Source organism: Cellulomonas sp. Marseille-Q8402 (assembly GCF_965119525.1).
Window position 1 is genome coordinate 1,351,977 of the sequence record NZ_CBCPLX010000002.1, and the last position, 12,700, is coordinate 1,364,676.

The following is a 12,700-nucleotide window of genomic DNA, read 5'->3' on the forward strand; positions in this document are numbered from 1 at the left end:
GTGCCGGAGGACGCCGGCGGCCGGTTCGCCGGCGTCCCCGCGTGGTTCGGGCGCCTCGGCCGGGTGGGCCGCCGCGGGTCGGCCGCACCGGCCGAGCCCCCGGCGCCCGCGCCGGCCCGCGTCGCGGTCGTCACCGATTCGACCTCGTGCCTCACCCCCGAGGACGCCGCGGCGTGGGGGATCCAGGTCGTGCCGCTCGACGTGGCCGCCGACGGCGAGCGCTACCGCGACGGCGTCGACCTCACACCCGACGGGCTCGCCGCGCTGCTCGGGACCGGTCGTCGCGTCACGACGTCGCAGCCGCCGCCCGCCGCGCTCGCCGCCGCCTACGAGGCCGCCGCGGCGCGGGGGGCCGCCGAGGTCGTCTCGGTGCACCTCTCCGGCGAGCTCTCCGGCACCGTCCGCGCCGCGGGCCTCGCCGCCCAGCTCGCGCCGCTGCCCGTGCACGTCGTCGACTCGCGCAGCGCCGGCATGGGCCTCGGGTTCGCCGCGCTCGCCGCGGCCGAGCTCGCCCAGGGCGACGTCTGGGGCGGGCCTGCGGACGGCACCGAGGTCGCCGCCGTCGCCGAGCAGGTGGGTCGGTCGACGGCCGCCTGGTTCGTCGTCGACTCGCTGGACCACCTGCGCCGCGGAGGCCGGCTCTCCGGTGCCGCCGCCGCCTTCGGGACCGTGCTCGGGCTCCGGCCGGTGCTCGCGCTGCGGGACGGCCGGATCGAGGTCGCCGAGCGGGTCCGCGCCCGCCGCGCGGCCCGGGACCGGCTGCACCAGCTCGCGGTCGACGAGGTCACCCGGCGCGGGCCGGCCGTCCGGGTCGCGGTGCAGCACCTCGGGCGCGCCGACGTCGCCGAGGAGCTCGCCGAGCGGCTGCGGGCCGGCCTCGCGCTCGACGAGGTGCTGGTCCGGGAAATCGGCGCGGTGCTCGGCGGGCACCTCGGCGTCGGGGCGCTCGCCGTGACCGTGACGGACCGGTGACGGCGCCGGGTCGACGAGCTGCTGGCCGCGGGGCGGTCACCGTCGGCGCTGGACGAGCGGGTGCTGCGGCCTCCACAGGGCACCACGGGGCGCTGCGTCCCCAGGCACGGGCCCGGTCGGACGCGAGGGCTCGCGGGGCTGCCTAGCGTCGACGGCATGACCTGGTACGACGGCGGTCCCGCCCCCGATCCCACCCGCCGTGATCCGGTGCGGGGCGAGGTGATGGCGGTGCCCGGGGTGTCGGGCGTGGCCGGCGTGGCCTCGGTGCCGGGGGAGCCCGGAGAGCCCGGAGAGCCCAGAGAGCCCAGAGAGCCCAGAGAGCCCGGAGAGCCCGGGCGGCCCTCGGTGTCGTCGGTGCCCGCGGTGCCGGCCGTGCCTGCGGCGCCGACGGAGCGGGACCTGCCTCCGTCCGGACGGGCGCGGCTGCGGGTCGCGGCCGAGGAGGCGTCGAGCGCCGCGTGGTCCCACGAGGCAGGACCCGAGGCCGAGCCGGCGCGGCGTCCCCGGTCGCGCGATCCCCGGCCGGGGTTGCTGGATGCCGTGCGGTGGCGCGTGCCGCCGCGCACCGCGCTCGTGGCGGTGCTCGCCCTCGCCCTCGTGGGCGGCGCGGTGGCCCTGCGCGCGGCCGCGCAGCCGACGGGCGACCCGGTGACGGTGGAGGAGCCGGCGGTCACCGCGTCGGCGCAGTCGGCGCCGGCAGCCGGGGACGAGGGCTCCGACGGCACCGGGGGCTCCGACGGCTCCGACGGGTCAGACGGCTCAGACGGCTCCGACCGCACCGTGTGGGTGCACGTCGTCGGCCAGGTCGCCGCACCGGGCGTGATCGCGCTGCCGGCGGGCTCCCGGGTGGGGGAGGCGGTCGCGGCTGCCGGGGGAGCGCTGCCGGACGCAGACCTCGCCGGCCTGAACCTGGCCGCCGTCGTGACGGACGGGGCGCAGGTCCGGGTGCCCGCGCCGGGCGAGGTCGCGGAGCCTGCCCCTGTCGAGGGGGCGGACGGCTCGGCGGGCGGCTCGTCGACGGTCGACGTGAACACCGCCGACGCCGGCCTCCTCGAGACGCTGCCCGGCATCGGACCGGTGCTGGCCGCGGGCATCGTCGACTGGCGGACCCAGCACGGCGCGTTCGCCACCGTCGACGCCCTGCGCGACGTGCCGGGGATCGGCCCGGCGGTGCTGGGCCGGATCCGCGACCTGGTGCGGGTGTGACGGTGCGCGACGAGCCGGTGGACGTCCGGCTGGTGCCCGCCGCGCTCGCGGTGTGGGGCGTGGCGATGCTCGTGCTGCCGTGGTCCGCGGCCGCGTCGCTGACCGCAGGCGTGCTGGCCGGGGTCGCGGGGGTGGCGGTCCTCGTGGCGCGGGGCGTCCCGTCCGCCGGACGTGCCCGGGGTCAGGTGGTGCTCGTCCTCGGCGCCGTCGCCGTGCTGCTGCTGACCACCGCCGGTCAGGCGCGAACCCGCGAGGCGGGCGGTCTGCGCTCGCTCGCCGACGACCGCGCCCGGGTGCAGCTCGTGGGCGTCGTGCGCTCGACCCCGCGCGCGCTCGCCGGCGCCGACGCGGACGCCGGCTCCCTGGTCGGCTTCCTGCTCGTGGTGCGCTCCGTCGAGGTCGACGGCGGCCGGTCCACCGGCACGGGTGCCGCGGTGGACGTCCTGGCGCCCGCGTCGGCCGCCGGGCTCGCCTACGGCACCTCCGTCGCGCTGACCGCACGGCTCAGCCCGCTCCCGGACCGGGCGCGGCGCGGGGTCGCACGAGCCCGGGCGACGGCGACGCCGCAGGTCCGGGCACCGCCGACAGGGCTGCTGCGGGTCGCGGACGGGCTGCGCGGCGGCCTGGCCCGGACCGCGTCCGACGTGCCGGGCGACGCCGGCCGGCTGCTGCCCGCCGTCGCGGTCGGGGACACCCGGGACGTCGGCGACCTGGACGAGGCGATGCGCGCGTCCGGACTGGCGCACCTCACCGCGGTGTCCGGTGCGCACTTCTCGATGCTCGGCGCGATCGTGCTCGCGGCGACGGGCCGCTTCCGGGTCCCGCGTCGGTGGCGGTGGCTCCCGGTCGCCGCGGTGACGGCGGGGTTCGTCGCGGTGGTGCAGCCCGGGTCGAGCGTCGTGCGCGCCGCCGTGATGGGCGCCGTCGGGCTGCTCGGGATCGTGGCGGGCCGACCCGCGCGCTCAGTCCCCGCGCTGGCGTGCGCCGTCCTCGTCCTGCTGGTCGTCGACCCGTGGCTCGCGCGCGAGATCGGGTTCGCGCTGTCGGTGGTCGCCACGGCCGGGATCGCGCTGCTCGGGGCGCCGCTCGCGCGGCGGTGGTCGTCGACGGCTCCCCGACGGCCGACGGGCGGTCGCGACGGAGGTCGGGGCGGCACGCCACCGGGGTCGTCCAGGCCACCGGCCGGGCCGATCGCGACGGCGCTCGCCGTCCCCGTCGCCGCGCAGGCGGTGTGCGCCCCCGTCGTGCTGGTGCTGTCCCCGGCGGTGCCGACGTACGCGGTGCTCGCGAACGTCGTCGTCGCGCCCGCCGTCGCTCCCGCGACCGTCGGAGGCCTGCTCGCCGCGGTCCTCGGGCCGTGGTGGCCGACCGGTGCGGAGTGGTGCGCGCAGCTGGCCGGGGCGGGCTGCTGGTGGATCGCGGCCGTGGCGCGCACCGCCACCGGTCTGCCCGGCGCACAGGTGGCGTGGGCCGGCGGCGTGCTCGGGCAGGTGCTGCTCGGGAGCGCGTGCGCGGCCGGGCTCGTGCTGGTCCTGCGGTGTCGGCGGGGCATGGCACCCTAGGGACGTGCCGCCCTCCGCCTCCACGTCACGCCGTCCCGCCCGGGGTGGTGGCCGCGCCTCCGCGGCTCCCGCGGGCGTCGCCTGGGACGAGGTGGAGCTCGGCCCGGTGGTCCTGGTCACGGGCCCGGAGGACCTGCTGGCGGAGCGCGCCGTCGACCGGCTCGTCGCCCAGGCGCGCGAGCGCGACCCGCAGGTCGAGGTGACCCGCCTCGACGGCTCGGCGTACGGTTCCGGGCAGCTCACGCTGGCCACCAGCCCGTCGCTGTTCGCGGAGGACCGGGTCGTCGTCGTCGAGAACGTCGAGAAGGCCACCGACGACCTCGTGCTCGAGGCGACCGCGTACGTCGGCGCGCCGCAGCCGGACGTCGTGCTGATCCTGCGGCACGGCGGCGGGCAGCGCGGCAAGCGGCTGCTCGACGCCGTGCGCGCGGGCGGCCACCCGGTCGCGTCGTGCGAGACCATCAAGCGGGACGCGGACAAGGCGGCGTTCGTCACGCAGGAGATGCGCCGCGCGGGTCGTCGCATGGAGGCGCGGGCGGTGCGCTCGCTGGTCGACGCCGTCGGCAGCGACCTGCGGGAGCTCGCGGCGGCGTGCAGCCAGCTGGCCGCCGACACCGCCGGCGTGATCGGCGTCGAGGTCGTGGAGAAGTACTACGGCGGCCGGATCGAGGCGACCGGGTTCCGGGTCGCCGACGCCGCGGTCGACGGGCACGCCGGGGAGGCGGTCGCGCTGCTGCGGCACGCGTTCGCCACAGGCGTCGACCCCGTCCCGCTCGTCGCGGCGCTCGCCGCACGGCTGCGGATCCTCGCGAAGGTGTCCGCCGTACGCGGCCGCGGGCCGGGTGCCGAGCGCGACCTGGGTCTGGCCCCGTGGCAGCTCGACCGGTCCCGCAAGGAGCTGTCCCGCTGGACCCCCGAGGGGCTCGCGGCGGCGATCACCGCTGTCGCGCAGGCCGACGCCGAGGTCAAGGGCGCGGGCCGCGACCCCAAGTTCGCCGTGGAGCGCGCCGTGCTCCGCATCGCGGGGGCCGTGCGCCGCTGACGCCCGTCTCGCACCCGGACAGCGGGTCGGGCCGCGTCCAGGGTGAGGCGCGTCGCACCACCGTCGCAGGTCAGGCGTCGCGCCGCGCGCAGGTCAGGCAGGTCCTGCGACGGCCCCGGTCGGGCGCGTCAGGCCACGGCGGGCGCGGTCAGGAGCGACCGGTCGAGTCGGCGCTCGGCCGCAGCAGCGGCGCGGAGGACCGGTCGAGCAGCAGGCTCCGCTCCAGCAGGTTGCCCTGGTAGAGGTCGAACCCCAGCCGGCGTCCGGCCTTCAGCTCGGTGCTGGTCTCGACGAACTCCGCGACGAGCAGCGCGCCGTGCGAGCGCGCGAGGTCGACGACCGGCTCGCCCTCGAGGTCGAGGTCCCGGGCGTCGATCTTCACGAAGTCGGCCTGGGGGAGCAGCGAGCGCTGGTCCTCGCGCGACACGAACCCCGCCATCGCGATGCGGAAGCCCTGCTCGCGGAGCCGGCGGACGCCGCGGAGCACGTCGCCGTCGATGCGGGTCTGCCCGGAGACCTCGATGACGAGGCGGTCGGGGCGGGCCGGCAGGTGCAGGTCGCCCACCAGGTAGGCGCGGGGGCAGCGCACGAACAGCCAGCGGCCGTGGCCGACCTCGTCGACGTCGGCACGGCCGAAGGTGGCACGCAGCACGGCGCTGGTCGCGCGCTCGTGCTGGAGGTCGGTCCAGGCGGCGGCGTCCGTGGACGTCGCGCCCGGGGTGCGGAACGCGAGCTCGTAGCCGAAGGGGTGCAGGCGGGGGGAGAAGATCCCCTGCCGTCCCACGACCACCTGCTCGCGCGCCACGTGGCGGTCCCACTCGCGCCGCAGCGCGTCCGGGATCGCCGAGTCGATCTGGGCGGCGAGCCGCCGCTCCACGTCGCCCTGGCCCCTGGTCATGTCATCTATGACACCACAGTCACGAGCACATGACACGGGTGCAGGGCTGTCACCGGGGCTTATGTCCGGAATTTCGCGGGGCGACCGAGTGGTGATTCACCCGATTGGGCGGTTGTCCAGCGAAAACGCTCAGGAGGTGGTGCGAAGCGCTGCGCATCAGTCATGCTCGTTGTGACAGAGAGTCAACGTTTCATGACAGGAGATCACCCATGCGCACCTCGCTGAAGGCCATCGCGACCGCCGCCCTTGCTCTGACCCTGACCCTCGGCGCCTCCGGAGCGGCCAACGCCGCCGGCGGCCTCACGATCCAGAGCGGCGCGACCGGCTGCTGCCGGATCGTCGTCTGAACGCCTTCGGTGCCTCACGGCTCGCCCTGCTGACTCTCGGTGCGCAGGGCGGGCCGGGCCCCGACCGGCTCCGCAGCGGCGGACGGGTGACGTGCTCGCAGTCACGACACGTCATAGGTACAGTGACACCCATGACGACCATTGCTGACCGCGTCCGCCAGGCGCGGTTGGCCGCTGGGCTCTCCCAGACGGCCCTCGCAGGAGACGCGCTCTCCCCGAGCTACATCTCGCTGATCGAGTCGGGGCGGCGCGAGCCGACCGACGCGGCCCTCGGCGTGCTCGCGGAGCGCCTCGGATCCACGGTCGAGTACCTGAAGCACGGCGACGAGGGACCTGCCGAGGCCCGCGCGCGGCTCGCCCTGGACTACGCCCGGCTGGACCTGGTGTCCGGCGAGGCCTCCTCGGCGCGCGACCGGATCCTCGCGCTCGACCTCGAGTCGGTCACGCGGCAGGTCCGCGTCGACTCGCAGCTGGCGCTGGCGCAGGCCCACGAGATGCTCGGCGACCTCGAGTCGGCCGTCGGTGTCCTGGAGCCGCTCCTGGCGCACGCCCGCGCCGAGCAGCACCACCTGGACGCGGCGGCGGCCGCGACCGCGCTCGTCGCCTCGTACGTCGAGTCCGGCGACCTCGGCCGCGCGATCGAGCTGGGCGACCGGCAGCTCGCGGAGCTCGAGGAGTCCGGGCTGACCGGTACCGACGAGCACCTGCGGCTCGGCTCCACGACGCTCTGGGCCTACGTCGAGCGCGGCGACCTGCTCTACGCGACGCACCGCGCCGCCGAGCTGATCCGCCAGGCGGAGTCGCTCGGCACCCCGCGCGGCCGCGGTTCCGTGTACTGGAACGCGGCGCTCGTCGCGGAGCAGCGGCACGACTACGGCCTGGCCAAGCGGTACACCGAGCGCGCGCTCGCGCTGCTGGGGGAGGGCGAGGTCAGCCGCGACATCCCGCGCCTGCGCCTCAACTACGCCTGGCTCCTGCTGCGCAGCGACCCCGCCGAGCCGGCCATGGCCCTCGTGCAGCTGGACCGCGCCGCCCCGGAGCTCGCGGTGTCCGGCTCCGAGGTCGAGATGGCACGCCTCGACGTCGAGCGGTCGCGCGCGCACCTGATGCAGGGCGACCCCGTGGCGGCGGAGGGCTACGCCCGTGCGGCGCTGGACCGGCTCGGCGACCAGCCTCGCCTGGACGGTGCCGCCGCGCAGCTGGCGATCGGCGACGCGCTGCACGCGCGCGGCGAGGTCGACGCGGCGTCCCGGGCGTACCGGTGGGCCGCGGACATGCTCGGCATGATGTCCGCGTCGCGGCAGTCCGCCGCGGTGTGGCGCGAGCTCGGCGACCGGTTCCTCGGCCACGGGGACATCACCGGGGCCGCCCAGGCGTTCGACCGGGCGCTGCGGGAGGCGGGCTTCCGGCCCGCCGTGCCCGCGGTGCTGTGGGAGGCGTGGAGCGCGGTGGCGCAGGACTGACCACCGCGTTCCCCACGGGACGGCCCCCGGGCCGGCCCGCACAGAGGGCGTCACCCCGCAGGGGGGGTGACGCCCTCGGCGCGTCCGGGGGGCGTCGCGGGCCGGGCGTGCCCGCGGAGGGGGCTCGTGCACGCGCTCGACGCCCGGCCGCCGGACCCCGGGAACGACGAAGGGCGCCACCCCGTGGAGAGGGTGACGCCCTTCGCGAAGGTCGGGTCGCGTCAGAGCGCGTTGACCGACTTCGCGAGCGCCGACTTCTTGTTGGCGGCCTGGTTGGCGTGGATGACGCCCTTCGAGGCGGCCTTGTCGAGCTTCTTCGACGCGGCGGCGAGAGCGGTGGTCGCCGCCTCCTTGTCACCACCGGCGACGGCCTCGCGCACGCGGCGCACGAAGGTCTTCAGCTCCGACTTGACGGCCTTGTTGCGCAGGCGCGCCTTCTCGTTGGTGGTGATGCGCTTGATCTGGGACTTGATGTTGGCCACGGTGTGGACTCTCTTCGTGTGTTCGCCGGAGCGAGAGGAACAAGGTCGTAGAGGGCGCGTCCGGCGCCGGGACTGGGGCGTGGGGACACCCGCGGAGAGGAACCGGACTAGTGCCCGCCGACCCGGGCGGACACGCGACTGACAAGGCTACCAGGAGTCCCCGGTCGGGACGAAGTCGCCCGCACGCGCCCCGGACCCGGTCGCCGGCGGGTCGCCGCCCGGTCGCCGCCCGGTCGCCGGCCGGGCGCCGGCCCGCCGCGCGCCGTCGGGCGGCTGCCGCTGCGCTGGGGCAGGATCGCAGGCGTCGGGGCGCGAGCGCGCCGTCCTGCGTGATCTCGCCGTTCCCGGCCGGACACACTGCCGTGACACGGGAGGGCGAGGATCACCGGATGGCGGACCTGTTCGACGCGTACCCACCCGGCGCGGCCTGGGACGAGATGCTCGACCCCGGGACGGGCCCGCGACCGACGTACCAGCACGTGCACGCGGCGCTCGCGCAGCAGACCACGTCGGACCTGCGCGCCCGGGCCGAGGCGCTCGCCCGGTCCTACCTCGCCCAGGGCGTGACGTTCGACTTCGCGGGGGAGGAGCGGCCGTTCCCGCTCGACGTCGTCCCCCGGGTGATCGCCGGGCACGAGTGGGACCACGTCGCGCCGGGCGTCGCGCAGCGGGTGCGCGCGCTGGAGGCGTTCCTCGCCGACGTGTACGGGCCGCAGAAGGCGGTGGCCGACGGGGTCGTCCCGCGCGGGCTGATCGTGTCCTCCACGCACTTCCACCGCGCCGCCCGCGGCATCCAGCCGCCCAACGGCGTCCGGGTGCACGTCTCGGGCATCGACCTGGTGCGCGACGCCGAAGGCACCTTCCGGGTCCTGGAGGACAACGTGCGCGTCCCGAGCGGGGTGTCGTACGTGCTGTCGAACCGCCGGGCGATGGCGCAGACGTTCCCCGAGCTGTTCGCGACGCTGCGGATCCGCCCGGTGCAGGACTACCCGCGGCGGCTGCTGGCCGCGCTCACCGCGGCCGCACCGGACGGCGTCGACGACCCGACCGTCGTCGTCCTCACGCCCGGCGTCTACAACTCCGCCTACTTCGAGCACTCGCTCCTGGCGCGCACGATGGGCGTCGAGCTGGTCGAGGGCCGCGACCTGTTCTGCGCGGGCGGCCGGGTGTGGATGCGGACGACCCAGGGGCGTCGCCGGGTCGACGTGATCTACCGCCGGGTCGACGACGACTACCTGGACCCGGTCGCGTTCCGGTCCGACTCGGCGCTCGGCAGCCCCGGGATCATGACGTGCGCGCGTGCCGGGAACGTGACGATCGCCAACGCGGTGGGCAACGGCGTCGCGGACGACAAGCTCGTCTACACCTACCTGCCCGACCTGATCCGGTACTACCTGGGTGAGGAGCCGGTCATCCCGAACGTCGACACCTGGCGGCTCGAGGAGCCCGAGGCGCTCGCCGAGGTGCTGGACCGGCTCGACGAGCTGGTCGTGAAGCCGGTCGACGGCTCGGGCGGCAAGGGCCTCGTCGTGGGACCGGCGGCCTCCCGCGCCGAGCTCGGCGCGCTGCGTGACCGGCTGGTCGCCGACCCGCGCGGCTGGATCGCGCAGCCCGTGGTGCAGCTGTCGACGGTCCCGACCCTCGTCGAGGACGGCCTGCGGCCCCGCCACGTCGACCTGCGGCCGTTCGCCGTGAACGACGGCGACCAGGTGTGGGTGCTCCCGGGCGGGCTGACCCGGGTGGCGCTGCCCGAGGGGGAGCTGGTGGTCAACTCCTCGCAGGGCGGCGGCTCCAAGGACACGTGGGTGCTCGGCGCGACGGTCCCGCACCGGGTCGGCGCCCCGGCGGCCTCGCCCCGCACCGTGCCCGTCGACTCCGCCGTCCCCATCGACGCGAACCCGAGCGACACGGGGTCGCAGATGGAGCAGCAGCAGCAGCAGCAGACGGAGGGTGGTGCGCCGTGCTGAGCCGCATCGCGGAGTCCCTGTTCTGGATCGGCCGCTACGTCGAGCGCGCCGACGACACCGCGCGCCTGCTCGACGTGCACGTGCAGATCCTCCTGGAGGACCCGTGGGCCGAGGAGGACCTGGCCTGCCGGTCGCTGCTGTCCGTGATGGACCGGCCCGCGCCGGCACCGGACGTCCAGGTCGGGCGCCAGCAGGTCCTGGAGATGCTCGGCTACGACCGGGTGTCGCCGTCGTCGATCGCCGGGTCGCTCGCCGCCGCCCGCGAGAACGCGCGCCGGGCCCGGGAGATCGTGTCGACCGAGCTGTGGGAGGCCCTGAACACGGCCTGGAACCAGCTGCCGGCCCAGATGCGGCCCACCCGGCCGCACGACTACTTCACGTGGGTGCGGGAGCGGGCGGCGATCGTCGCCGGGCTCACCGACTCGGCGACCTCGCGGGACGACACCTGGCGGTTCATGGTGCTCGGCCGGTCCATCGAGCGCGCCGACATGACCGCCCGCCTCATCACGACGCGCGCGCTCGCGGGGTCGAGCGGGCCGGGCTGGTCGACGCTGCTGCGGTCCTGCGGCGCGCACGAGGCCTACCTGCGCACCTACCGCGGCATGGCCTCGGACGAGCGCGCCGCCGGGTTCCTGCTGCTCGACCGGTCGTTCCCGCGGTCGATCGTGTACGCGCTCGGCCAGGCCGAGGAGTGCCTGACCGCGCTCGAGCCCGTCCGCGCGCTCACCGGCGTCGAGGAGGCCATCCGGCACCTCGGGCACGCCCGCACCAGCCTCGAGTACCGGCCGCTGCCCGAGGTGCTCGACGCGCTGCCCGCCGAGATGGAGCGGGTGCAGCGCGCGTGCGCCGCCGCGAGCGACGCCATCCGCCGCCGGTACTTCCCGTCCGGCAGCGTCACGACCTGGGTCGGAGAGGCCGTCTGATGGGCACCAGCCGCCTGCACGTCGTGCACACCACGGCGTTCCGCTACACCCGCCCCGTCACCGCGTCGTACAACGAAGCCCGGATGACGCCGCTCGCGCAGCCCGGGCAGACGGTGCTGGAGGCGCGGCTCGACGTGCAGCCGCACACCTGGGCGCACGAGTACCGCGACTACTGGGGCACCGCCGTGACGGCCTTCGAGGTGCTGGCGCCGCACGAGCAGTTGGTCGTCACCGCCGAGAGCCGCGTCGAGGTCGCCGACCGCCCGGCGCCCCGCACGTCGGGCGACTGGGCGACGCTGCGCAGCCCCGCGCTGCGCGACACGCTCGCCGAGTTCCTGTCCGACACCGCCACCACCGTCGTGCCCGAGGAGGTCGCCGCGCTCGCGGCCGCCGCCGCCCACGGGCTGGACCCGGCCGACGCGGCGCTCGCGGTGTGCCACGCCGTCCGCGACGAGCTCGAGTACGTGCCCGGGGTCACCGCCGTGCACACGCCCGCCGCCGACGCCTGGTCGGCACGCAAGGGCGTCTGCCAGGACATGGCGCACCTGGCGGCCGGCGCGCTGCGCAGCATCGGGATCCCCGCGCGCTACGTGTCCGGCTACCTGCAGCCCCTCCGGGAGGCGGAGATCGGGCAGACGGTCGTCGGGGAGTCGCACGCGTGGGTCGAGTGGTGGGCCGGCGAGTGGACCGGCTACGACCCCACCAACCGGGTGGCGGTCGGGGAGCGGCACGTGGTGCTCGCCCGCGGCCGCTGCTACGACGACGTCCCGCCCCTGCGCGGGATCTTCGCCGGGGCGGGGACGCAGTCGCTCGACGTGGAGGTCCGGATCACCCGCGAGGCCTGAGGCCCGCGCCGACGCGGTCGTCCTGGGCCGCCGAGGGCGGGCGGGTGGGAGGTCGGGCGGAAAGCCCTGCGTGCTCACGCGGTACCGCACCTACGGTGGCGCGCATGACCGAGAACGCGCTCGCCGTCAACCAGCGGAACTGGGACGCCGTCGTCCCGGGGCACCTGGTCGCGTACGGCGTCGAGGACTTCGTGGCAGACCCGGAGCGGATCAGCTCGGTGGTGCGGGACGACCTGGCCGCGATGGCGCCGCACCTGCCGGACGGCTCGCCCGCCGGGCTGAGCCTGGTGCACCTCCAGTGCCACATCGGGCTCGACACGTTGTCCTGGGCGCGGCTCGGTGCCCAGGTCACGGGGATCGACTTCTCACCGGCCGCGACGGGCGCGGCCCGGGACGTCGCCGCGCGCGCCGGGTTGCCCGCGACGTTCCTCGACAGCGACGTCGACCACGCGCTCGACGTCTGCGACGAGCAGTTCGACGTCGTCTACACCGGGATCGGCGCGCTGTGCTGGCTGCCCGACCTGACCCGGTGGGCGCAGGTGGTCGCCGGGCTGCTGCGGCGCGGCGGCACGTTCTACGTCCGCGACGCCCACCCGGCCCTCTACGCCGTCGACGCCGATCGCCCGGACGGCGTGCTCGCCCTCACCGCCCCGTACTTCGGATCGGCGACTCCGCGGCACCACGTGCACACCACGACGTACGCCGACGCCGAGGTCGCTCCCGAGCACGCCGACACCTACGAGTGGCAGCACGCGCTGAGCGAGGTCGTGCAGGCGGTGCTCGACGCGGGGCTGACCCTGCGGGCGATGGCGGAGGAGCGGACGATCCCGTGGCAGGCGCTGCCGCAGATGGTCCGCGCCGGCGCGAGCTGGGCGCTCCCCGGCGACGACGCCCGTCTGCCGCTGACGTTCTCCCTCACGGCCACGAAGCCCGCAGGCTGACGGCCCGGGATGGGTGCGACCGACACGCCGACGGCGTGTCCGTCGGGACCTT

General features: G+C 76.3%; 12 protein-coding genes. 10 read left to right on the top strand and 2 right to left on the bottom strand.

The features are described from left to right. The 4 genes from ACWPWW_RS17165 (at window position 1) to holA (ending at window position 4,782) form a co-directional block, all read left to right on the top strand. Complete coding sequence (locus tag ACWPWW_RS17165) at window positions 1–972, top strand: DegV family protein (protein ID WP_454051539.1); 972 nt, start codon at window positions 1–3, stop codon at window positions 970–972. A gap of 552 nt (window positions 973–1,524) precedes the next feature. Beyond that, complete coding sequence (locus ACWPWW_RS17170; RefSeq protein WP_454051540.1) at window positions 1,525–2,178, top strand: ComEA family DNA-binding protein; 654 nt, start codon at window positions 1,525–1,527, stop codon at window positions 2,176–2,178. A 2-nt stretch (window positions 2,179–2,180) separates the two neighbouring features. After that, window positions 2,181–3,740 (top strand): ComEC/Rec2 family competence protein, encoded by a 1,560-nt coding sequence (locus ACWPWW_RS17175; protein ID WP_454051541.1) that lies wholly within the window; start codon window positions 2,181–2,183, stop codon window positions 3,738–3,740. A 4-nt stretch (window positions 3,741–3,744) separates the two neighbouring features. Continuing rightward, window positions 3,745–4,782 (top strand): DNA polymerase III subunit delta, encoded by a 1,038-nt coding sequence (gene holA, locus ACWPWW_RS17180; protein WP_454051542.1) that lies wholly within the window; start codon window positions 3,745–3,747, stop codon window positions 4,780–4,782. 148 nt (window positions 4,783–4,930) lie between these two features. Here holA and ACWPWW_RS17185 read toward each other — a convergent pair whose 3' ends face one another. After that, window positions 4,931–5,680: an EAL domain-containing protein gene (locus tag ACWPWW_RS17185; RefSeq protein ID WP_454051543.1), complete on the bottom strand. Its 750-nt coding sequence runs from the start codon at window positions 5,678–5,680 to the stop codon at window positions 4,931–4,933. Between the two features lie 209 nt (window positions 5,681–5,889). On the opposite strand from ACWPWW_RS17185, the gene ACWPWW_RS17190 reads away from it, so the two are divergent. Together ACWPWW_RS17190 and ACWPWW_RS17195 are read left to right on the top strand one after the other, a co-directional pair. Continuing rightward, entirely contained in the window at window positions 5,890–6,027 is a 138-nt protein-coding gene (locus ACWPWW_RS17190; protein ID WP_454051544.1) for a hypothetical protein, read from the top strand. A 131-nt stretch (window positions 6,028–6,158) separates the two neighbouring features. Then, window positions 6,159–7,490 (top strand): helix-turn-helix domain-containing protein, encoded by a 1,332-nt coding sequence (locus ACWPWW_RS17195; RefSeq protein ID WP_454051545.1) that lies wholly within the window; start codon window positions 6,159–6,161, stop codon window positions 7,488–7,490. Window positions 7,491–7,711: 221 nt separating this feature from the next. Here ACWPWW_RS17195 and rpsT read toward each other — a convergent pair whose 3' ends face one another. Next, window positions 7,712–7,972, bottom strand: coding sequence for a 30S ribosomal protein S20 (gene rpsT, locus ACWPWW_RS17200; RefSeq protein ID WP_454051546.1), 261 nt, complete (start codon window positions 7,970–7,972; stop codon window positions 7,712–7,714). Between the two features lie 389 nt (window positions 7,973–8,361). Here rpsT and ACWPWW_RS17205 point away from each other — a divergent pair, with 389 nt between their 5' ends. The 4 genes from ACWPWW_RS17205 (at window position 8,362) to ACWPWW_RS17220 (ending at window position 12,648) form a co-directional block, all read left to right on the top strand. Then, window positions 8,362–9,939 carry a circularly permuted type 2 ATP-grasp protein gene (locus ACWPWW_RS17205; RefSeq protein ID WP_454051547.1) on the top strand — a complete coding sequence of 526 codons (1,578 nt, stop codon included), beginning with the start codon at window positions 8,362–8,364 and terminating at the stop codon, window positions 9,937–9,939. Continuing rightward, on the top strand, window positions 9,933–10,862 hold the full coding sequence (locus tag ACWPWW_RS17210; RefSeq protein ID WP_454051548.1) for an alpha-E domain-containing protein: 930 nt from the start codon (window positions 9,933–9,935) through the stop codon (window positions 10,860–10,862). Before ACWPWW_RS17205 ends, ACWPWW_RS17210 begins: the two co-directional genes overlap by 7 nt. Next, window positions 10,862–11,707 carry a transglutaminase family protein gene (locus ACWPWW_RS17215; RefSeq protein WP_454051549.1) on the top strand — a complete coding sequence of 282 codons (846 nt, stop codon included), beginning with the start codon at window positions 10,862–10,864 and terminating at the stop codon, window positions 11,705–11,707. The genes ACWPWW_RS17210 and ACWPWW_RS17215 overlap by 1 nt, the downstream gene beginning before the upstream one ends. Before the next feature lie 104 nt (window positions 11,708–11,811). Beyond that, window positions 11,812–12,648: a class I SAM-dependent methyltransferase gene (locus ACWPWW_RS17220; protein WP_454051550.1), complete on the top strand. Its 837-nt coding sequence runs from the start codon at window positions 11,812–11,814 to the stop codon at window positions 12,646–12,648. Window positions 12,649–12,700: the final 52 nt, after the last annotated feature.